The sequence below is a fragment of the Kitasatospora brasiliensis genome (genome assembly GCF_032654805.1).
Lineage (GTDB): Bacteria > Actinomycetota > Actinomycetes > Streptomycetales > Streptomycetaceae > Kitasatospora > Kitasatospora brasiliensis.
The window spans coordinates 803,814-823,130 of record NZ_JAUOOW010000001.1 but is presented as its reverse complement, the minus strand read 5'-3'; the positions used below and the strand labels follow the sequence as shown (position 1 = coordinate 823,130).

The 19,317-nt window shown below is 73.2% G+C and carries 18 protein-coding genes and 1 pseudogene; 9 read left to right on the top strand and 10 right to left on the bottom strand.

The annotated features are described in order from the left end of the window. Positions 1 to 75: 75 nt before the first annotated feature. Together QWJ13_RS03765 and QWJ13_RS03760 are read left to right on the top strand one after the other, a co-directional pair. Positions 76 to 464, top strand: a pseudogene (locus QWJ13_RS03765) (transposase); the annotation flags it as partial. A gap of 154 nt (positions 465 to 618) precedes the next feature. Then, entirely contained in the window at positions 619 to 1,344 is a 726-nt protein-coding gene (locus QWJ13_RS03760) for a dienelactone hydrolase family protein (protein WP_316520452.1), read from the top strand. Between the two features lie 25 nt (positions 1,345 to 1,369). Here the strand turns inward: QWJ13_RS03760 and QWJ13_RS03755 are convergent, their stop codons facing one another. Next, on the bottom strand, positions 1,370 to 1,993 hold the full coding sequence (locus QWJ13_RS03755) for an ATP-dependent Clp protease proteolytic subunit (protein WP_316520451.1): 624 nt from the start codon (positions 1,991 to 1,993) through the stop codon (positions 1,370 to 1,372). Positions 1,994 to 2,091: 98 nt separating this feature from the next. After that, on the bottom strand, positions 2,092 to 2,667 hold the full coding sequence (locus QWJ13_RS03750) for an ATP-dependent Clp protease proteolytic subunit (RefSeq protein ID WP_316520449.1): 576 nt from the start codon (positions 2,665 to 2,667) through the stop codon (positions 2,092 to 2,094). Between the two features lie 553 nt (positions 2,668 to 3,220). On the opposite strand from QWJ13_RS03750, the gene QWJ13_RS03745 reads away from it, so the two are divergent. Together QWJ13_RS03745 and QWJ13_RS03740 are read left to right on the top strand one after the other, a co-directional pair. Further along, on the top strand, positions 3,221 to 6,625 hold the full coding sequence (locus tag QWJ13_RS03745) for a DNA polymerase III subunit alpha (RefSeq protein ID WP_316520448.1): 3,405 nt from the start codon (positions 3,221 to 3,223) through the stop codon (positions 6,623 to 6,625). Beyond that, complete coding sequence (locus QWJ13_RS03740; RefSeq protein WP_316520446.1) at positions 6,622 to 7,653, top strand: DNA polymerase Y family protein; 1,032 nt, start codon at positions 6,622 to 6,624, stop codon at positions 7,651 to 7,653. Before QWJ13_RS03745 ends, QWJ13_RS03740 begins: the two co-directional genes overlap by 4 nt. On the opposite strand, the gene QWJ13_RS03735 is transcribed toward QWJ13_RS03740, so the two are convergent. Further along, entirely contained in the window at positions 7,641 to 8,252 is a 612-nt protein-coding gene (locus QWJ13_RS03735) for a hypothetical protein (protein WP_316520444.1), read from the bottom strand. The two genes, QWJ13_RS03740 and QWJ13_RS03735, sit on opposite strands and share 13 nt — an antisense overlap. Before the next feature lie 78 nt (positions 8,253 to 8,330). Beyond that, positions 8,331 to 9,149, bottom strand: coding sequence for a TIGR03084 family metal-binding protein (locus tag QWJ13_RS03730; protein WP_316520443.1), 819 nt, complete (start codon positions 9,147 to 9,149; stop codon positions 8,331 to 8,333). Positions 9,150 to 9,325: 176 nt separating this feature from the next. On the opposite strand from QWJ13_RS03730, the gene QWJ13_RS03725 reads away from it, so the two are divergent. Beyond that, on the top strand, positions 9,326 to 10,102 hold the full coding sequence (locus QWJ13_RS03725) for a helix-turn-helix transcriptional regulator (protein WP_316520442.1): 777 nt from the start codon (positions 9,326 to 9,328) through the stop codon (positions 10,100 to 10,102). A gap of 33 nt (positions 10,103 to 10,135) precedes the next feature. Here QWJ13_RS03725 and QWJ13_RS03720 read toward each other — a convergent pair whose 3' ends face one another. Further along, entirely contained in the window at positions 10,136 to 11,671 is a 1,536-nt protein-coding gene (locus QWJ13_RS03720; protein WP_316520440.1) for an AMP-binding protein, read from the bottom strand. Positions 11,672 to 11,863: 192 nt separating this feature from the next. Between QWJ13_RS03720 and QWJ13_RS03715 the strand changes: the two genes are divergently transcribed. Further along, on the top strand, positions 11,864 to 12,250 hold the full coding sequence (locus QWJ13_RS03715; RefSeq protein ID WP_316520439.1) for a VOC family protein: 387 nt from the start codon (positions 11,864 to 11,866) through the stop codon (positions 12,248 to 12,250). A gap of 22 nt (positions 12,251 to 12,272) precedes the next feature. Here QWJ13_RS03715 and QWJ13_RS03710 read toward each other — a convergent pair whose 3' ends face one another. Beyond that, positions 12,273 to 12,866 carry a maleylpyruvate isomerase N-terminal domain-containing protein gene (locus QWJ13_RS03710; RefSeq protein WP_316520437.1) on the bottom strand — a complete coding sequence of 198 codons (594 nt, stop codon included), beginning with the start codon at positions 12,864 to 12,866 and terminating at the stop codon, positions 12,273 to 12,275. A 67-nt stretch (positions 12,867 to 12,933) separates the two neighbouring features. Beyond that, positions 12,934 to 13,716 carry a dioxygenase family protein gene (locus tag QWJ13_RS03705; protein ID WP_316520436.1) on the bottom strand — a complete coding sequence of 261 codons (783 nt, stop codon included), beginning with the start codon at positions 13,714 to 13,716 and terminating at the stop codon, positions 12,934 to 12,936. Positions 13,717 to 13,879: 163 nt separating this feature from the next. Between QWJ13_RS03705 and QWJ13_RS03700 the strand changes: the two genes are divergently transcribed. Then, positions 13,880 to 14,344 (top strand): MarR family winged helix-turn-helix transcriptional regulator, encoded by a 465-nt coding sequence (locus tag QWJ13_RS03700; RefSeq protein ID WP_316521635.1) that lies wholly within the window; start codon positions 13,880 to 13,882, stop codon positions 14,342 to 14,344. Here QWJ13_RS03700 and QWJ13_RS03695 read toward each other — a convergent pair. Next, entirely contained in the window at positions 14,341 to 15,597 is a 1,257-nt protein-coding gene (locus QWJ13_RS03695; protein WP_316520434.1) for an RNA polymerase sigma factor, read from the bottom strand. The genes QWJ13_RS03700 and QWJ13_RS03695 overlap by 4 nt on opposite strands. A gap of 85 nt (positions 15,598 to 15,682) precedes the next feature. Then, positions 15,683 to 16,054, bottom strand: a complete 372-nt coding sequence (locus QWJ13_RS03690; RefSeq protein WP_316520433.1) for a YciI family protein — start codon at positions 16,052 to 16,054, stop codon at positions 15,683 to 15,685. 434 nt (positions 16,055 to 16,488) lie between these two features. On the opposite strand from QWJ13_RS03690, the gene QWJ13_RS03685 reads away from it, so the two are divergent. Further along, positions 16,489 to 17,007: a GNAT family N-acetyltransferase gene (locus QWJ13_RS03685; protein WP_432277447.1), complete on the top strand. Its 519-nt coding sequence runs from the start codon at positions 16,489 to 16,491 to the stop codon at positions 17,005 to 17,007. A gap of 2 nt (positions 17,008 to 17,009) precedes the next feature. Here QWJ13_RS03685 and QWJ13_RS03680 read toward each other — a convergent pair whose 3' ends face one another. Continuing rightward, the gene (locus QWJ13_RS03680) at positions 17,010 to 18,035 is read right to left on the bottom strand and encodes a LacI family DNA-binding transcriptional regulator (RefSeq protein WP_316520431.1); all 1,026 of its coding nucleotides are present in this window, start codon (positions 18,033 to 18,035) and stop codon (positions 17,010 to 17,012) included. A gap of 152 nt (positions 18,036 to 18,187) precedes the next feature. On the opposite strand from QWJ13_RS03680, the gene QWJ13_RS03675 reads away from it, so the two are divergent. After that, positions 18,188 to 19,150 carry a DUF4436 family protein gene (locus QWJ13_RS03675; RefSeq protein ID WP_316520430.1) on the top strand — a complete coding sequence of 321 codons (963 nt, stop codon included), beginning with the start codon at positions 18,188 to 18,190 and terminating at the stop codon, positions 19,148 to 19,150. Positions 19,151 to 19,317: the final 167 nt, after the last annotated feature.

Here is a 19,317-nt window from a genome sequence, read left to right as displayed (position 1 = left end):
GCAACCGTCCAAGGAGCGATCCATGGATCCGTCCGACCCGCTGTTCACTCTTGACCCGTACCGGGGCCGTGATCCATGGGCGTAGTCGACCGGTTGGTTCCGGACGAGTTGTGGGAGCTGTTCCAGCAAGTGGTGCCCGCCGCGCCCGTCCGACCGCAGGGCGGCGGGCGACGGCGGGCCGGCGACCGGGAGATCCTGGCGGCGATCGTGTTCGCCGCCGGCACGGGCTGTAGCTGGCGGCAGCTCCCGCCGGTGTTCGGGGCTTCCTGGCAGACGGTCCACCGGCGGTTCACCGAGTGGACCACCGCCAGGGTCTGGGCCGAGCTCTACCGGGTCGTCCCGGACGAACCCGGTGCCGGCGGCGACCTGGACTGGGTGCGGGCCACGATCGACTCGGTGAGTGTCCGGGCGCTCAAGGGAGGCCACTGACCGGACCGAGCCCGACCGGCCGTGCCACCGAAGGCCGTTCACCCGCAGGGCCCGGTCGCACGGACGCCCGTGACCAGGACATGAGGTCGACCTGCGGGGCGGTACGGAACTCCCGGTTCTCGTGAACACGAAGCAGGGGCAGCGTGGCGACACCGTCGAAGCGCTCGACGATCACTACAGTCCGGCCCCATGACGACGGTGACAACGCGTACGGTCGAGTACCCGGCCGACGGCCTGACGATGGTCGGGCACCTCGCGCTCCCGGTCGGTGCCGGCCGCCGGCCCGCGGTCCTGGTCGGGCCCGAGGGGGCGGGGCTGAACGACTTCCAGCGCCGCCGAGCCGACACCCTGGCCGAATTGGGGTACGTGGCGATGGCCTTCGACATCAACGGCGGGCGCTGGTTCACCGATCCCGAGGAGATGCTGGCCCGGGCGATCCCCCTGCTCGCCGACCCCGACCGGATACGGGGTATCGGCCACGCGGCGCTCGACGTGTTGCGCGCCGAACCGCGGACCGACCCCGACCGGATCGCCGCCGTCGGCTACGGCACCGGGGGAGCGATCGCGCTGGAACTCGGACGGGACGGCGTCGACCTGCGGGTGATCGGGACGATCAACGCCCTGACCACGGGCCGGCCGGGCGAGGCGGCGCGCATCCGCTGCCCGGTGTGGGTCGGGGTCGGGTCGGAGGACCCGATCATGCCGCCCGCACAACGGGACGCGTTCACCGCGGAGATGCAGGACGCGGGCGTCGACTGGCGCCTGGTGGTCTACGGCGGCGCCCTGCACGCCTTCCACCATCCGCCGGTCGACCACACGGTGCTCCCCGGTGTCGGCTACCACCCGGAGCACGCCCGACGCGCCTGGCGCGACGTCGTCAACCTGCTCGCCGAATGCCTGCCCGTGACGGAGTGAGGGTGCCGGACCGCGAACGGCCCTACTACACCGCGGAGTTGATGTTCCGGGGGGTGACGATGTGGTCCACCAGGCCGAAGTCCAGCGCCTCCTGGGCGGTGAGCACGGTGTCGCGCTCGATGTCCTGGCGGATCTGCTCGATGTCCCGGTTGGAGTGTGCGGCCAGCAGGCTCTCCACGCGCTCGCGCATCCGGATCAGGTCACGGGCCTCGACTTCGAGGTCGGAGACCTGGCCGCGCCTGCCTGACGACTGCGGCTGCTGCAACAGGATCCGGGAGTGCGGCAGGGCGACCCGCTTGCCCTTGGTGCCGCCCGCGAGGATGACCGCCGCGACGGAGAGCGCCTGCCCGATGCAGACGGTCTGGATGTCGGGCTTGACGTACTGCATGGTGTCGTAGACCGCGGTGAGGGCCGTGATCTCCCCGCCGGCCGAGTTGATGTAGAGCGAGATGTCGCGGTCCGGATCCGCGGCCTCCAGGCACAGCAGCTGCGCCATGATGTCATTGGCGACGGTGTTGTCCACCGGGGCGCCGATGAGCACGATGCGTTCCTCGAACAGCTTGCTGTACGGGTCGTACTCACGAGTGCCGTTCGAGGTCCGCTCGGTGAAGCGGGGCACGATGTAGCGGCCTTGAGCTGCCGTTGACATAGCGGTGACCTTCTCGGATGTCGATACCTACATGGCTGCGCTCTCCTGGCAGGGGGGTCGTCCTCCGGTCCGGGGCGTCCCCCCTGCCGACGGCGTGCTCAGACGCCGATCACGCCGCTGACGCCCGGGAGTCCGGACGCGCTGAGCATCACCTCGTCGATCAGGCCGTACTCCTTGGCCTCCTGCGCGGTGAACCAGCGGTCGCGGTCGGAGTCCTTGACGATCTTCTCGACGTCCTGGCCGGAGTGCAGGGCGATCAGCTCCGCCATCTCCCGCTTGGTGCGGACGAGTTGTTCGGCGTAGATCCGCACGTCGGTGGCGGAACCACCGATGCCCGCGGAGGGCTGGTGCATGAGGATCTTCGTGTGCGGCAGCGCGAAGCGCTTGCCCTTGGTGCCGGCGGTCAGCAGGAACTGGCCCATGGAGGCGCAGAAGCCCATGGCGATGGTCACGACATCGTTCTTGATGTAGTTCATCGTGTCGTAGACCGCCATACCGGCGGTCACCGACCCGCCCGGCGAGTTGATGTAGAGGTAGATGTCCTGGTCGGAGTCGGCCGCCAGCATCAGCAGCTGCGCCGTGATCTTGTTGGCGATGTCGTCGTCGACTTCCTGGCCGAGGAAGACGATCCGATCGCCCAGGAGCCTGTTGAACACGTGGTCGCCCATGCTCATGCTCGCACCGCCGTTCGCCCGAGGAAGAATCGCGTCCCGGTTTCCCTGTCGAAAGTCCATCGGACCCCCTGTAGATCTCGCAGCCAGTCGAGCCGCCCCACCGTCGCAGCCCTGAAAAAGGTGCTGCATCAACTTCCTTGTGACGCAGCGTTCTGAATGAACGTAACACGATCTCACCAGGGGTATGAGGGGCTGCGGGATCGTTCGCTGACAGCGCAAGCTGGCCGATCAACTGCGTGACATCGCCGAGCGGTTGACGCAGGTCGGGCCGCGGTGAGGCCCGCTCGGCCCGGCGGATCACGTCGGATCGCGCCGGTCGGAGCCCGTCCGGACGCTGCACGGTCCGTCGCGGTGGGCCGGCGGGCCGGTGGGCCGGTGAGCGGGCCGGCCCCCGCGCGGCGACGAGTGAGGAAGTGCCTACCCAGGGTGACGTTTCGAACGGGGAATCGAACAAGTAATCGAATGTGGTCTACGCTGGAGGAGCCGGAGGGAGCCGGGTGTCGACGAAGAGACGAAGAAGGGGGCTGACAGAAGGAGCTGGAGGTGGTCCCGGGTGTTCGCCCACCTGCATGTCGCCTCCGGCTACTCGGTGCGCTACGGCGCCTCGCCGCCGGACCGGCTGGTCGAACGGGCGGCGGAGCTGGGCCTGCGGGAGCTGGCGCTGACCGACCGCGACACGGTGGCCGGGGCGGTCCGATTCGCCCAGGCCTGTGCGGGAGCCGGGATCCGGCCGTTGTTCGGTGCGGACCTCGCGGTCCCGCCCCTGCGCCCGGCACACCCGGCACCGCGGACGGGCCGCCCGCCCGCCCGGGGCGGTGCGTTCGTCGCCGACTCCGCGCCCCGGATCACGCTGCTGGCCCGTGACGGGCAGGGCTGGGCGAACCTGTGCTCGCTGATCACCGCCGGCTGGGCCGCCCGAGAACACGCCGGCGGCGGGCAGCCGGTCGTCCCCTGGCGCATGATCCGGCAGCACTCCGAAGGCCTGACCGCGCTGCTGGGCCCGGCATCCGAGCCAGGCCGGGCGCTGGCCGCCGGCCGACCGGACCTGGCGGCCGAACTGCTGGCGCCGTGGCGTGACGTCTTCGGGCAGTACCTACGGCTGGAGGCCGTGCACCACCGCCGCACCGGCACCGGGCCGGGGTCGCTGCGGCTGGCCGCCCGCACCGTCGGCCTGGCCGCCGAACTCGACCTGCCGGCGGTCCTCACCAACGCCGTGCGCTACGCGACCCGTGACCGGGCCGCGATCGCCGATGTCCTGGATTCGGCTCGGCTGCTCACCCCCGTCCAGCCCGGCCGCGTCTGCAACGGGGAGCGGTCCTTGAAAGGGGCCGTCGAGATGGCCGACCTCGCCGAGGAGGCCACCCGCGCGGCCGGCCAGGGGCCGGAAGGGGCGGCGCACCTGCTGGCGGCCACCGCCCGCATCGCCTCCGAATGCGGCCTCGACCCGTCCGCCGACCTCGGGATCGGGCGGGTGCACTTCCCCGAGGAGCGCGTCATCGACGTCGCCCCCGGCAGCTCCGCCCGAGTCCTGCGCGAGCGCTGCGAGGCGGCCATGATCCGCCACGGCTACGACCGTTCCGCCACGATGCGCTCCCGCCTGGACACCGAACTGCGCGTACTCGACACGCTCGGCTGGCCCACGTACGCCCTCACGGTCGCCCGGATCGTCGACGACATCCGGGAGATGGGCATCCGGGTGCAGGCACGGGGGTCCGGCGCGGGCTCGCTGGTCGTGCACCTGCTCGGCATCTCCTCGGCAAACCCGCTCGATCACGAACTGCTGATGGAGCGGTTCATCAACCTGCGCCGCCGCTCCCTGCCGGACATCGACATCGACGTGGAGTCCGCCCGCCGTCTGGAGGTCTACCGCCGGATCATGGACCGGTTCGGCACCGAGCGGGTGTGCACCCTGTCGATGCCGGAGACCTACCGGGTGCGGGGGGCGATCCGTGACGCCGGGCTCGCCCTCGGCCTGCCTCCGGACGAGGTCGGCCGGCTCGCCAAGGCGTTCCCGCACATCACGGCCCGCTCGGCCCGCACCGCGCTGCGGGAACTGCCGGAACTGCGGCAGGTCGCCGCCCTGGCGGGCCGGTACGGAAGGTTGTGGGACCTGGTCGAAGGCCTCGACGCGCTTCCTCGCGGCACGGCCATGCACCCGTGCGGCATCATCCTCTCCGACGCCACCCTGCTGCGCCGCACCCCCGTCGTACCGACCGCCACCGAGGGATTTCCCGCCACGGTGTTCGACAAGGAGGACGTCGAGGGTGACGGCCTCGGTCTCCTGAAGCTCGATGTGCTGGGCGTGCGCATGCAGTCGTCCATGGCGTACGCGGTGCGTGAGATCGAGCGGACCACCGGCGAGCGGATCGACCTGGACGACCCCGTCCAGGTCCCGCTCGACGACCCCGAGGCGTTCGAGCTGTTGCGCGAGGGCGAGTCGCTGGGCGTGTTCCAGCTGGAGTCCCCCGGCCAGAAGGACCTCCTGGGCCGCCTCCAGCCGGAGACGTTCGCCGATCTGGTCGCGGAGATCTCGCTGTTCCGGCCGGGCCCGGTGCAGGCGGACATGATCCGGCCCTTCCTCCTCGGCCGCCACGGCAAGAAGCCCGTCACCTACCCCCACCCCGACCTGGAGCCGTGGCTGCGCTCCACCTACGGCGTCGTCATCTACAACGAGCAGGTGGCCGGCCTGTTCGCCACCATGACCCGCACCGATCTGGCGATGGGCGAGGAGGCCCGGCGCGCTCTGGCCAAGCCCGAGCGCCTGGCGAGACTCCAGTCCTGGTACCGGCAGCGCGCCGCCGAGGCCGGATACGAGCCGAACGTGATCGACCGGGTGTGGCGGATGCTGGAGAACATGGGCGCCTACGGGTTCGCCCGCGCCCACGCGACCGCGTTCGCCCTGCCGACCCTGCAGAGCGCCTGGTTGAAGGCGCACCACCCGGCGCCGTTCTACGCCGGGCTGCTCGAACACGATCCCGGCATGTACCCCAAGCGGCTCGTGCTGGCCGACGCGCGTCGACGCGGCGTCCCGATCCTGCCGGTGGACGTCCAGCACTCGGCCGCCGACTACCGGACCGAACGGCTCGCGGACGGCCGCCTGGGCCTGCGCATCGCGCTGGCCGATGTCCACGGCATCACCACCGACCAGGCCGCGCGCATCCAGGAAGGCCAGCCCTTCCACGACCTCGCCGACTTCTGGGCCCGCGCCCGGCCCAGCCGCCCGGTCGCCGACCGCCTGGCCCGGATCGGCGCGTTCGCCACCATCGCCCCCGGCAGCGAGCGCCGCGACCTGCTGCTCCAGATCGACGAACTCCACCGGCACCGCCGTGCCGCCGTCGGCCCGGGCCAGCTCGCCCTCGCCCCACCCGTCGCCCCGCCCGCGGGGGCGAGCGGACTGCCGCCGATGACCCCCGGCCAGGAGATGGAGGCCGAACTGGACGTGATCGGCCTGGACGCCTCTCGGCATCTCATGGAGCCGCTGCATCCGCTGCTGGACGAACTCGGTGTCACCTTCTCCCACCTGCTGGGGAAGCAGCCGACCGGCGCCACCGTGCTGGTGGCCGGTGCGAAGGTCGCCATCCAGACCCCGCCCATGCGGTCCGGGCGCCGCACCATCTTCGTGTCGCTGGACGACGGCGGCAAGGGCGGCCAAGTCGACCTCACCTACTTCGACGACACCCACGAGCAGGCCGCCTACCCGCTCTTCCACCACTTCCTGCTGCTCGCCCGCGGCACCGTCTCGCGCCGCGGCAAGTCCGTCACCGTGATCGGCACCCACGCCTGGAACCTCCAGGAGATCGCCGACGCCCACGAGGACGGCGGCGCCGCCGCTGTCCGGGCCCTGCTCGCCACCGATCCCGCACCGCACTCCACCGCCGACGGTGTGGAGAAGGTCCGGCCGAGGCCGGGCGGCGGCGCGGGCCGGCTGTGGTCCGCCAGCCAGGGGAGCGCCGGATGACCACCACCGACGCCAGTGCGGGGACGATCCTCCACCTGCGCTTCCACCGCGCCGACTTCGAGACCTACCGCGAACTGTTCACGGTGCTCGGCGACACCACTCCCGTCATCCAGGCGCTCCCCCCGGACAGCGCGCTCCTCGATCTGGCCGGCGCCACACGGTACTTCGGCCTGACGCCGGCACAGCTCGCGGACCGGCTGCAGACCCGGCTCGCGGCCCGGTACGGACTGGCCAGCACGGGTGGGATCGGGCCCAACCGCATGCTCGCCACCCTGGCCGCCGACGCCGCCACGCCCGGCACCGTCCACGTCCTGCCCGACGACCCGGAGGAGTCGGAGCACTTCCTGCGCAGCCGCCGACTGCGTGCCCTGCCCGGCATCGGTCCCGCCCTGGAGCGCTCCCTGGCCCGGTACGGGATCGAGACGGTCGGCGACCTCGCCGACCTTCCGCCGGCCACCGTGCAGCGCATCGCCGGCGTCTCCACCGGCCGTCTCCTGCACGAGCGCGCCCACGGCACCGACCGGCGCACCGTCGCGCAGGCCGGACCACCGGCCGGCATCACCAGCACCCGACGCTTCGACCGCGACGTCCTCGACCCCGCTGAGCTCCGGCGCGCGCTGCTCGCCGCCGCCACCGACCTCGGGGCCCGGCTGAGGGCAGCCGGGCAGATCGCCCGAACCGTCGAACTGCAGGTCAGCTATGCCGACCGCTCCACCACCACCCGCTCACGCACCTTGCGCGAGCCCACTGCCCACACCCCAGCCCTGCAACGGGTGCTGTACGAGCTGTTCTCCGCGCTCGCGCTCCAGCGGGCACGCGTGCGGGCGGTGACCGTCCGGGTCGGCGAACCGGCCGCAGCGGCCCGTACGGCCGAGCAACTGACCTTCGACCGGCTCATCGAGGACGCCCGCGCGCTGGAGCCGGTCATCGACCGGGCCGGGAGGCGCTTCGGCTCCGGCGCCGTGCGCCCGGCCGCGCTCCTGAGCCCGGGTCCGCACGCCCGCCGGGCGATGGGTCAGTTCGGGTAGCCGATCTCCGCGAGGTCCTCGGCGAGCTCGTCGAGGTCGGTCTCCGGGTTGAGCGCCGCCACCACGGCCGGGGTGAGCGGGCGCAGCGCCAGGACGTGTTCGACCGCGCCGAGGTCCAGCTCGTGCTCCGGCTCGAAGTACTCCTGGGCCCAGTCCCGGTAGACCTCGGCCGAGCCGTCGGTCAGCATGGCGAACAGGTGCTCACCCCCGCGCTCGGCGGCCACGCCGTGCCAGTCGCCGTCCCGGTGGGCGCGCCAGAAGCAGCGGGTGACCGTCGGGCCGTCCTCGTCCCCGAAGGCGGGCTCCTCGGCGAAGCGGCGGAACTCCTCGGGCACGGACCCGAGCAGCTCCGGGGCGTTGGGCGCCTCGTGGTCGAAGCCCCGCCCGTAGACGCCGACGGGGGAGAACACCACGAACCAGTCGTCGCCCTCGCCGTCGCGCATCGAGGCCATCTCCTCGTCCTCCCCCCAGGCGGAGTCGAAGGAGTGGTACCGCGAGCCCCAGTCGTCCGGGCAGAGAATCGCGTCGAGGGTGGCCAGCGCGCGGCAGCGGTCGCGCAGGCAGGGGATCGCGGGCAGGCGGCTGAGCAGGTCGTTCATACCGTCATTCAACCCCGGGGGGCCGACAGCGCCGTGCCCGGGGCTCGGCGCGCGCTACCCGTCCGGGGCCGGTGCGCGCTACCCGCCCGGCCGCCGCCCCTGGCCCGGCACCCCGGCGAAGGCCTGGGCGATCGGCAGCCAGGCGGTGGCGACCGGCCCGGCGGCGGTGAGGGCGAGGTCGTCCCGGTGGCGGCGCTGGGTGACCAGCAGGCAGAAGTCCAGGGCCGGGCCGCTCACCACGTCCTCGGCACCGGCCGGCCCGATGGACCAGGCCCCGCCGTCGGGCGCGGTCAGTTCGAGTCGGACCGGGCGCTCGGGCACGGGCAGGCCGCGCAGGGCGAAGGCGAAGCCCAGGGTGCGCAGCCCCAGGTGGGCGATGTGCCGCAGCCGGTCGGTGGGCTCGCGGGTGGCGCCGAGCGCGTCGGCGACGTCCTGGCCATGCGCCCAGGTCTCCATCAGCCGGGCGGTCGCCATCGAGGCGGGCTTCATCGGCGGGCCGAACCAGGGCACCCGGACGTCGGCCGGGGCGGCGCCGAGTGCGTCCAGCACCTCCTGTCGCCCGGCCCGCCAGCGGGCGAGCAGCGCCGAGGGTTCGGCGGCCGCACCCTCGCGGGCGCCCTCCTCGACCGGATCGGCGCCGGCCGCCGGCGGTTCGGTGAAGTTCCCGCCGAGCCAGGCGCCGAAGGCCTCCGGGTCGCGCGCGGCCAGCGCCGCCAAGTCGTCGCTCCAGGCCAGGTGGGCGATCTGGTGCGCCACCGTCCAGCCCTCGGCGGGCGTCGCACGGGCCCAGTCCTCGGCCGGCAGCCCGGCGACCAGCCCGTCCAGCACCGCGCTCTCGGCCCGCAGGTCCGCCAGCAGCCCGTCCAGGACGCCGCCCGCGGCGGTCGGCTCGCTCATCGGCTTTCCCCCGGCTTCTTCCTCCGACATCGGATCCCCTTCCGGCCACGGGAGTTGCTACCCGCCGGTAGCGTACGGGCGCACCCTACGCCCGGTCGGCGCCGACGTCCGAGACTCCACGAAACACGCATGTCAGGACTCTCGCCACCGGCCCCACCGCATGTGACAATTCCGCGATGACAAGGGCTGCGGACCCCCACCTTGCGCAACCCGTCGACGACGCTGCGCAACCCGATGATCCCGAACTCACCGCGCGCGCCGCCGAGCTGGTGCGGGACGCCGTGCTCGGCGACCTCGCCCGCCGGGTGGTGGCCGAGTGCGGCGCCGACGTCGGACTGGTCGGCGTGCCCGAGCCACTGCCCGACACCCGCCCCGGCAGCGAGGGCATGGTGCTGCGCCACTGGGCCGGCACCCGGGCCGACCTGCTGCACGACGTGCCCGTCCCGGCCGGACACGGCCTCGGCGGCCGGGCGCTCGCCGAACGGGCGCCCACCTGGGTGCCCGACTACCGCGCGGCGACGACCATTTCGCACCACTACGACGCGGCCGTGGCCGCCGAGGACCTGTACGCGATGCTCACCGTCCCACTGATCGACGGCGGCACCGTGCACGGCGTGGTGTACGCCTCGCTGCGCGCCGTCGTCCCGTTCGGCGACGTGCGGATCTCCGCCGTCGGCAAGCTGGCCCAGGCCGCCACCAGGGCGCTCGCCGGGGCCGCCGCCTGGAGCCACGCGAAGCCCCGACAGGCCGCCCCCGTACCGCCGTTGACCCCGCGCGAGCACGAGGTGCTGCGGTGGGCGGCGACCGGCCGGACCAACCCGGAGATCGCCACCCACCTGGGCCTGACCTGCAACACCGTGACGGGCTACCTCAAGTCCGCGATGCACAAGCTCGGCGTTCGCAACCGGACCGAACTCGCGCTTGCCGCAAGGGAGTCCGGGCTGGTCGGTTGAACCCCGGCGAGCCCTGCGCCGGTCGCGCCCGCCTCAGTTGACCTGGCGGTCCCGCCCGGCCCAATACGGCTCGCGCAGCCGGAACTTCTGCAACTTCCCGGTGGCGGTGCGCGGCAGCGCGTCCCGGAACTCCACCGTGGTCGGCGACTTGTAGCCGGCCAGCCGCTGCTTGCAGTGCGCGATCAACTCGGCCTCGGTGATGCCCTGGTGGCCCTCCCGGAGCACCACCAGCGCCTTCACCGTCTCGCCCCACTTCTCGTGCGGCACCCCGATCACCGCGACCTCGGCGACCGCCGGATGGTCGTACAGGCAGTCCTCCACCTCGATCGAGGAGACGTTCTCCCCGCCGCTGATGATGACGTCCTTCTTGCGGTCCGAGATGGTCAGTTGGCCGTCGGTGAGGGTGCCGCCGTCGCCGGTGTGGAACCAGCCGTCGCGCAGCGCCTCGGCCGAAGCCTCCGGCTGCTGCCAGTAGCCTTCCAGCACGGTGTTGGACCGCACCAGCACCTCCCCGGAGGGGTCGATCCGCAGCTGGGTGCCGAGCGCCGGGGCCCCGGCCCGCACCAGCTTCTCGGCCCGCTCGGCGGCCGGCAGCGCGTCCCACTCGGCCCGCGAGCGGTTGACGGTGACCGCCGGGGCGGTCTCGGTCAGGCCGTAGAGCTGCATGAACTCCCAGCCCAGCTGCTCCTCGACCTGCTGGATCACCGAGGTCGGCGGCGGGGCGCCGGCCACCACCATCCGCACCCGGTCCCGGCCGGGCACCGGGCCGTCCCAGTCGGCGGCCGCGTCCAGCACCATCTGGACCACGGCGGGCGCGCCGGACAGGAAGGTCACCCCGTGCCGCTCGACCCGGCGCAGGATCTCCGCGCCGTCCACCTTGCGCAGCACGATGTGCCGGGCGCCCAGGCCGGTGAGCCCGAACGGCATGCCCCAGCCGTTGGCGTGGAACATCGGCAGGGTGTGCAGGTAGACGTCCCGGTCGCTCGCGCCGTAGTGCAGGGCCATCAGCGTCGCGTTCAGCCAGGCGTTGCGGTGGGTGAGCTGAACGCCCTTGGGGCGGGCGGTGGTTCCGCTGGTGTAGTTGATGGTGGCGGTGTCGTTCTCGTCCACCGCGTAGCGCCGCGGGGCGGCGTCGAAGTCGTACAGCACGGCGTCGCTGTCCGCGCCGAGCACGAACTTGTGCTTGGCCACCACCCCGCTCAGCGAGTCGGCGACCTCGGGGTCGACCAGCAGCACGGAGGCGCCGCTCTGCTCGACGATGTACGACACCTCCTCGGCCCGCAGCCGGAAGTTCACCGGCACCAGCACCCGGCCGTACCCGCTCACCCCGAAGAACGAGGTCAGCAGCCGCGCCGAGTTGTGGGAGACGACCGCGACCCGCTCGCCCGGCCCGACACCGAGCCGGTCCAGCCCGGCGGCCTGCGCCCGGGCGAGTTCGGCGACCCGCCGGTAGCTCAGCTCGCCCCAGGATTCGGCCGGCTGCACCGGCTCGTCGACGATGCCGACCCGGTCGCCGTAGACCAGCTCGGCCCGGTCGAGGAAGTCCATCACGGAGAGTGGAATCTGCATGGGCCCCACTGTCCTCTCCCGCCCGCCCGCTGCACACCCCCGATCGGGGGTGTCACCCGTCCGTGGCCGGTGCGCCGGCCCCGGCCGCCGCCAGCGCCGCCAGCAGCCCGTCCCGGGCCTCCGTCCGGACGGCCACCGGCACTCCCGAAAATGGCTGGACGCACCCGAATGACGCAGGTCAGATTGGGTCCCATGGCTTCTCTGGTACGACATGTGACGATCGATTGCGCCGACCCGTACGCCCTGGCCGGCTTCTGGGCCCAGGCCCTGGACGGCACCCGAGGCGAGGACGACCACCCCGGGGACCCGATGGCCGTGGTGGAGTCCGCCGGCGCCTCGCTGCTCTTCATCCGGGTGCCTGACTCGAAGTCGGTGAAGAACCGGACCCACCTCGACCTCCAGCCGCAGGACCGCGGCCGGGAGGAGGAGGTGGAGCGCCTGGTCGCCCTGGGTGCCACCGTGCTGGCGGACCACCGCCGCCCGGACGGCACGGGGTGGCTCGTCCTTACGGACCCTGAGGGCAACGAGTTCTGCGTCGAGCGCAGCCCGGCCGAGCGGGTCGCCACCGGCGAGGCCTGAGCAGAGTCCTGAGCCGCAGGCTCTAGTCCGGCCACTCGCCCATGGCCGCCCGCCAGGTCCACGAGGACTTGCGCGGGCGGCCGTTCAGCTCCCCGCGCCCGGTGCACCAGAGCAGGACCTCCGCCGGGTGGGCGTCCGGTTCCTCCGGCGCGTGCGGGAAGAGCCGGTCGAGCACGGATCGGCACAGCTCGGCGGGCGGCTGCCAGGGCAGGCCGAGGCCGCGGGTGATGTCGTGGGTGTGCAGCAGGGTCTCGGCGACCCCCATCGCGGCGAAGCCGAGCGGATCGCAGGGCCCGTGGTGGTAGGCGCGCAGCTCGGGTGGGGCGGCGTCCAGGGCGGTGGCCAGCAGCTGCCCGGCGGCGGTGACCACGGTGAGCACCTGGGCCGGGTCGGCCTCGGGTTCGACGGTGAGGTCCAGCGGCAGGTAGCGGTCCCGGGGCCGGGCGGCGAGCTGGCCGGCGTAGGCGAGCAGGTCGTGGGCGATGTGGGCGGCGGTGTCGCGGCAGCTCCACTCCAGGAGCCCGGCGGGCGCGCCCCAGTCGCGGTCCCCGGTGTGCGGGGCGAGGACCGCCAGCGAGGCGTCCAGGGCGGTTCGCACGGTGTCGCCGTTGCGCATGATCACTCCTTCGAGGGACGACGGAGCGTCACACGATAGGCCCAGCACCCCGGGGCCGCGCCGGGGGTCAGCCCAGCTGGACGGAGCGCTTGGCCAGCCCCATCCAGAACCCGTCGATGACGCTGCGCTGGCTGTCCAGGTCGTCCTCGCCGGCCCCGAGGGTGACGAACAGCGGTGCGAAGTGCTCGGTGCGCGGGTGGGCCAGCCGCCCGGCCGGCGCCTTGTGCTCGAAGTCGAGCAGCGCGTCCAGGTCCTGGGCCTCCAGGGCGCGCCGGCCCCAGTCGTCGAACTCGGCCATCACCGAGCTGACCCGCCCGTCGCTGCTGAGCACCCGCAGGTTGTGGGTGAAGAAGCCGCTGCCGACGATCAGCACGCCCTCGTCGCGCAGCGGGGCGAGCTTGCGGCCGATCTCCATCAGCCGCCGCGGGTCGAGGGTGGGCATCGAGATCTGGAGCACCGGGACGTCGGCGTCCGGGTACATCTCGACCAGCGGGACGTACGCGCCGTGGTCGAGCCCTCGGTCGGGGATGTCCTGGACGGGCGTGCCGGGGGCGCGCAGCAGCTTGCGCACGCGCTCGGCGAGCTCCGGTGCGCCGGGCGCGGCGTACTGGACCCGGTAGTAGTGCTCGGGGAAGCCCCAGAAGTCGTACACCAGCGGGATCGTGGTGACGGCGCCGAGGGCGAGCGGGGCCTCCTCCCAGTGGGCGGAGACCATCAGCACGGCCTTGGGGCGCGGCAGGTCGGCGGACCAGGCGGCCAGCTCGCCCGGCCAGATCGGGTCGTCGGCCAGCGGCGGAGCGCCGTGCGACAGGTACAGGGCGGGCATGCGCTCGGGGGCCGCGGCGCTCATGGCGTCCTCCTCGGGACGAATTCGACGGTTCGACGATCGGGTGATCGGGTGATCGGTGATCGATGGTCGGGAAATGTAGTTCAAATTTGAACGTCTACTGCGATCGACGGTACACCTTAGTTCGAATTTGAACAACAGGAGTAGGCTTGGCCTCATGTCCCCACTGAGCGAACCCCGCTGGCTGGATCCGGACGAGGCGGCCGCCTGGCGGGGCTTCGTCACCGCGAGCAACCTGCTGAACCGGCGGCTGGAACGCCAGCTCAAGGAGGACTCCGGCCTCTCCCACCAGCAATACGAGATCCTGGTGCACCTGTCCGCCGCCCCCGGCGGCTCGCTGCGGATGACCGAACTGGCCGACAACCTGGTCACCTCCAAGAGCGGCCTGACCTACCAGGTCACCCAGCTGGAGCGGATCGGCCTGGTCGCCCGCCGCTCCTGCCCCAGCGACATCCGCGGCGTCATCGCCGAGCTCACCGACCAGGGCCGGGAGGCGCTCCGCCAGGCCGCGCCCGGACACGTCGCCCTGGTGCGCGAGCTGCTGATCGACGTGCTCAGCCGCGAACAGCTCGCGGTGCTCGCCGAGGGCCTCGGCGCGGTCAGCGCCCGGCTGCGCCTGGACGAGGCCTAGTCTTCGCCGAGCGAGGCCGCCCGATCCAGCAGCAGCTGCCGCTCCCGCTCGTTGCGGGTCAGCCCCGCCGCCCGCTCGAACTCCGCCCGGGCCTCCGCCGCCCGCCCCAACCGGGCCAGCAGATCGCCCCGCACGCTCGGCAGCAGGTGGTAGTCGCGCAGCGCGGGCTCCGCCACCAGCTCGTCCACCAGCTCCAGTCCGGCCGCCGGACCCCGGTCCATCGAGACCGCCACCGCCCGGTTCAGCGCCACCACCGGGGACGGCGTCAACGCCAGCAGCCGCTCGTACAGCGCCGCGATCGTCGCCCAGTCGGTGTCCGCGTAGCGCCGCGCCCCGGCATGGCAGGCGGCGATAGCGGCCTGCACCGAGTACGGCCCGGTGCCCGCCCGCTGGAGCGCGTCGAAGCCGCGCCGGATCAGCAGCCCGTCCCACCGGTTCCGGTTCTGCTCGGCCAGCAGCACCGGCCGGCTGTCCGGCCCGGTCCGGGCCGCCGTGCGGGAGGCCTGGAACTCCAGCAGCGCGGCCAGCCCGTGCACCTCCGGCTCGGTCGGCATCAGCGCGGCCAGCACCCGGGCCAGCCGCAGGGCGTCCTCGCACAGCCCGGGGCGGAGCAGGTCGTCCCCCATGGTCGCCGAGTAGCCCTCGTTGAAGATCAGGTAGATGACCTCCAGCACCGAGGAGAGCCGTCGCTCCCGGTCCTGCCCGTACGGCACCTCGAACGGCACCCCCGCCTTCGCCAGCCTCCGCTTCGCCCGGACGATCCGCTGCGCCACCGTCGGCTCGGGCACCAGGAAGGCGCGGGCGATCTCCGGGGTGGCCAGCCCGCCGAGCAGTCGGAGGGCGAGCGCGATCCGGGCCTCGGCGGACAGCGCCGGGTGGCAGGCGGTGAAGATCAGCCGCAGCAGGTCGTCGTCGATGTCGTCCGGCCCGGCCGGCTCGGGCGCCGGCACGTCCTCCAGCGACCGTCCCACCTCGGCGAGCTTGCGGGCGTAGACCTCCCGGCGGCGGACCAGGTCGATCGCCCGGTGCTTGGCGGCGGCCGTCAGCCAGGCGCCCGGGTTGTCCGGGACGCCCTCCCGCGGCCACTGTTCGAGTGCGGCCACCAGGGCGTCCTGTGCCAGCTCCTCGGCGATGCCGACGTCCTGGACGATCCGGGCGGCCCCGGCGATGATCCGCGCGGACTCGATCCGGAACACCGTCTCGACGGTCGCCGCCACGTTCCTGTGCGCCGCCACGCTCCTGTGAGCAGCCACGGCCCCGCTCCCGTGGGTGCCGGCCCTCTCCGTCACGGCCACCCATCAGAGCAGCCGGCGGAGAGGGAGGCAAACCCGGCCACGGTTACCTCGGCGGCTCCGGCATCTCGTCGATCTGCCGGACCTCGGCCTCGACCGGCCAGTGCGCGGGGTGGGTCTGGAGGAAGCGCCGGGTCCACTCCAGGGCCTCGGCGTGGTCCTTGCACTGGAGGATGGCGTAGCCGCCGACGACCTCCTTGGTCTCGGTGAACGGCCCGTCGGTGTAGCCGATCTTCCCGTCGTTCCAGGTCAGCCTGGTGCCCTGGGAGGTCGGGGTCAGCCCGGCGGTCTCCAGCATCACCCCGGCCTTGGTGATCTCCTCGAACAGGGCCCCCATCCGCTGGCCGAAGCCCGGGTCCGGTTCCCAGCCGCCGCGGGCGTTCTCGTCGATGCGGATCAGCGTCATGAAGCGCGGCATGGTGACTCCTCGGTCGTGCGGGCGGGGACCCTCCCCGCCTCTCACCCCTGCGTCGAACGGGCCGGCGCCGGATCGACACCCGTCCCGAAGAATTCTTCCGCCTCTTCCCGGCTCCCGCCCGGAACCAGCAACTGCGAGCCGACGTGCACCTCATCCATCGCATCTGCGAATGGTGAGGCCGCCGCTCGGGCAGGGCTCCTCCCGGGCCGCGGCGCCGCGACCCGGAGGAGGGAGCACCCATGGCCTCGGCGACACCCACCGTCCGGCTGCACGGCCACCTCGACCGCCCCGCCGAGCTGACGGTCGCGGAGCTGCGGGCCCTCCCGACCCGGCGCACCCCGCCGCCTGACCTCGGGCGGCAGTGGTCACGAGAGGGCCGGACGGCCGTCCGAAATCACTCGCCGGAGCCGGGTTTCCGTGCCAACATGCCCCATATGGGGACGATTCTGCACGGTACCTTGGTCACGCTCCGCCCGGCCACCGGCGAGGACATTCCGGAGCTGGCGGCCATCCGCGGCACGCCCGAGGTGTTCGCCCGCTGGCGCGGCGGCGACGACCTCGCCGGCGAGGTGGCCAACGACCTGGAATCGCCCGGCACCGAGACCTTCGCGATCGACCTCGACGGCAAGGTGGTCGGCGCCATCCAGTGGTACGCCAACAACGACGACGAGTACCGCCACGCCGGGATGGACCTCTACATCGACCCGACGGTGCACGGCATGGGCCTGGGCACCGACGCGGTGCGCACGATGGCCAAGTACCTGGTGCACGACCACCACTACCACCGTCTCGTGATCGACCCGGCCGCGGACAACCTCGCCGCCATCCGCTGCTACACCAAGGTCGGCTTCCGCACCGTCGGCACCATGCGCCAGTACGAGCGCGGCGCGGACGGCACCTGGCACGACAACCTGCTGATGGACCTGCTGGCGGACGAACTCCTCGAAGACTGAGTTCAGGCCCGGGCGGGTGACGGGCAGCCGCAGGAGCGCCGGACCACCAGCGTGGCCGGGAAGGTCCGGGCGCCCTGGGCCCGGCGCTGCGGCCCGCCGAGGACGAGTTCCAGCGCGGCGCGCGCCATCTCGTCCTGCGCCGTGGTGACGGTGGTCAGCGCGGGCCCGGCGATCACCGCCTCGGCGATGTCGTCGAAGCCGGCCACCGCGAGGTCCTCCGGCACCCGGATGCCCAGGTCGTCGGCGGCCCGCAGCAGACCGATCGCCTGGTCGTCCGTCGCGCAGAACACGGCGGACGGCCGGTCGGGCCGGGCGAGCAGGGCGAGCGCCTCGCGGTGCGCCCGGACCCGGTCGAACGGCGCTGGGACGAGCCGCCCCTCGGTGGGCAGCCCGGCCTCCTTCAGCGCGGCGACCCAGCCGGCCGTCCGCCCGGTGACCGGGTCGTGCGGGCTGAGCGCGAGGGTGCCGCCGAAGCAGTGCACCTCGGCGTGCCCGTGCCCGAGCAGGTGGCGGACCACCTCGCGGGCGCCGCCCTCGTCGTCCGCGACCACGGCGACGCCGTCGGCGGTCTCCGCGCGGTGGTGCAGCAGCACCACCGGGGTGCCGTCGCCCACGTCGAAGCCGGTCAGCCCGGGGGTCGCCGGGTCCTGGGTGACCAGGATCAGACCGTCCACCTGCATGCCGAGGAAGGCCCGGATGTAGTGCGCCTCGCGCTCGTCGGCATAGTCGGAGTTGCCGATCAGCAGCAGGCGGCCGTGCTCGGTGGCGGCCTGTTCGACGGCATGGGCGAGCCCGGCGAAGAACGGCTGACGGGCGTCCGGCACGACCATCCCGAGCAGGTCGGTCCGCCGCCGGGCCATCGCCTGGGCGACCCGGTTCGGCCGGTAGCCGAGCTCCTCGACCGCCGCGAGCACCCGCGCCCGGGTCGCCGGCGCCACCGGCCGCGGCCCGTCGTTGATCACATAACTCACGACCGCCGTGGACGTCCCCGCCACCCGCGCCACATCGTCCCGCGTCACCCTCGCCATGACGGTTGAGCCTACACAGCCCCATGGACCAGCCCGTTTGCCGAGCCTGCGGCAGCCCGATCGGCCCTCTGCGGTTGCCCGCGGCCCCGACCGCCCGGAGGGTGGCGGGACGGGCGGTACGAGCCGCCACCGCCGACCGTGGGAGCAGGCCGATGAGCGCGCCGCCGCACCGGCGGGCCGACCGGCGCACGCGCCCGGCGGCCCGGCCGCGGGTCCGCCTCCACGCCCGGGGGCGCGCCGCGAGCGCCCCGCCACCGGTGCCCAGGGTGGCTCCCTGGCGCCCGTACGCGGTGCTGGCCGTGATCCTGGTGTTCTGCGCGGCCGGGCTGCTGCTCTACCTGGACGAGCGCTCCAGCCGGGGCAGCACCCAGGTGGTGGGCGCCGCGCCCGGCCCGGACTTCCTGGAGGTCGACGTGACACTCCAACGGGTGGACGCCGCCGCGCAGACGCTCACCGCGAAGGTCCTGGTCCTGGCGCACGGCGCCCTGCACCAGGCGGACAACCCGCTCGTTCCGGCGACGGACGTGGTGCTGGAGACCACCTCGCTGGAACAGGGCTCGCTCAGCTACCCGGCCGGGCGGCAGGTCGGCTCCAGCGCGGTGACCTTCAACCTCTTCGACGGGCGGATCTCGGACTACCCGTTCGATCACTACAACGCGCTCGTCGGATTCCAGGCCACCGCGGGCGGGCGCCCCGTCCCGGTGGTGGTCGGCCTCCAGGAGGCCGACCCCTTCTTCGCCTTCCGGCAGGCCGGGAAGGAGAGCGTGGACCTCGGCGTCGCCGTCACCGAGCGGATCAGCCGTTCGCGCAGCACCTTCATCCTGGCCTGGTTCATGATGGCCGCGATGTGGGCGCTGGCGCTGTCCGTGCTGGTGGCCGCCTGGCTGATCGTCCGGCAGCGGCGCGGCATCGTCTGGCCCGCCCTCGGCTGGATGGCGGCCACGCTGTTCGCCCTGGTCGGCATGCGCAACGCCGCGCCCGGCAGCCCGCCGATCGGCTCGCTGCTGGACTACGCGGCGTTCTTCTGGGCGGAACTGCTGGTCGCGGTCGGCCTGACCATGGTCGTGGTCCGCGGCGCCCGGATCGAGGGCGGGCACCCGCGCTCGTACGCGTAGTCCGCCGTGACGTCCGCCGAGAGGCCGAGGGCACGCTCGGCGCGGGGGCCGCGCAGCGCCGGCAGGGGTCTGGGTGAGGGCGTCCACCAGCAGGCCGAGGGCGCGCAGCCGGTAGACGAGGTCGAGCACCACGGCGCCGGACAGCCCGGCGCCGAGCAGCACCACCC

Bases quoted from the DNA above. Each gene is read 5' to 3' on its own strand.
- QWJ13_RS03760 (WP_316520452.1), top strand. From the start codon at position 619: ATGACGACGGTGACAACGCGTACGGTCGAGTACCCGGCCGACGGCCTG.
- QWJ13_RS03755 (WP_316520451.1), bottom strand. From the start codon at position 1,993: ATGTCAACGGCAGCTCAAGGCCGCTACATCGTGCCCCGCTTCACCGAG.
- QWJ13_RS03750 (WP_316520449.1), bottom strand. From the start codon at position 2,667: ATGAGCATGGGCGACCACGTGTTCAACAGGCTCCTGGGCGATCGGATC.
- QWJ13_RS03740 (WP_316520446.1), top strand. From the start codon at position 6,622: ATGACCACCACCGACGCCAGTGCGGGGACGATCCTCCACCTGCGCTTC.
- QWJ13_RS03735 (WP_316520444.1), bottom strand. From the start codon at position 8,252: ATGAACGACCTGCTCAGCCGCCTGCCCGCGATCCCCTGCCTGCGCGAC.
- QWJ13_RS03730 (WP_316520443.1), bottom strand. From the start codon at position 9,149: ATGAGCGAGCCGACCGCCGCGGGCGGCGTCCTGGACGGGCTGCTGGCG.
- QWJ13_RS03725 (WP_316520442.1), top strand. From the start codon at position 9,326: ATGACAAGGGCTGCGGACCCCCACCTTGCGCAACCCGTCGACGACGCT.
- QWJ13_RS03720 (WP_316520440.1), bottom strand. From the start codon at position 11,671: ATGCAGATTCCACTCTCCGTGATGGACTTCCTCGACCGGGCCGAGCTG.
- QWJ13_RS03715 (WP_316520439.1), top strand. From the start codon at position 11,864: ATGGCTTCTCTGGTACGACATGTGACGATCGATTGCGCCGACCCGTAC.
- QWJ13_RS03710 (WP_316520437.1), bottom strand. From the start codon at position 12,866: ATGCGCAACGGCGACACCGTGCGAACCGCCCTGGACGCCTCGCTGGCG.
- QWJ13_RS03705 (WP_316520436.1), bottom strand. From the start codon at position 13,716: ATGAGCGCCGCGGCCCCCGAGCGCATGCCCGCCCTGTACCTGTCGCAC.
- QWJ13_RS03690 (WP_316520433.1), bottom strand. From the start codon at position 16,054: ATGCCGCGCTTCATGACGCTGATCCGCATCGACGAGAACGCCCGCGGC.
- QWJ13_RS03685 (WP_432277447.1), top strand. From the start codon at position 16,489: ATGGGGACGATTCTGCACGGTACCTTGGTCACGCTCCGCCCGGCCACC.
- QWJ13_RS03680 (WP_316520431.1), bottom strand. From the start codon at position 18,035: ATGGCGAGGGTGACGCGGGACGATGTGGCGCGGGTGGCGGGGACGTCC.
- QWJ13_RS03675 (WP_316520430.1), top strand. From the start codon at position 18,188: ATGAGCGCGCCGCCGCACCGGCGGGCCGACCGGCGCACGCGCCCGGCG.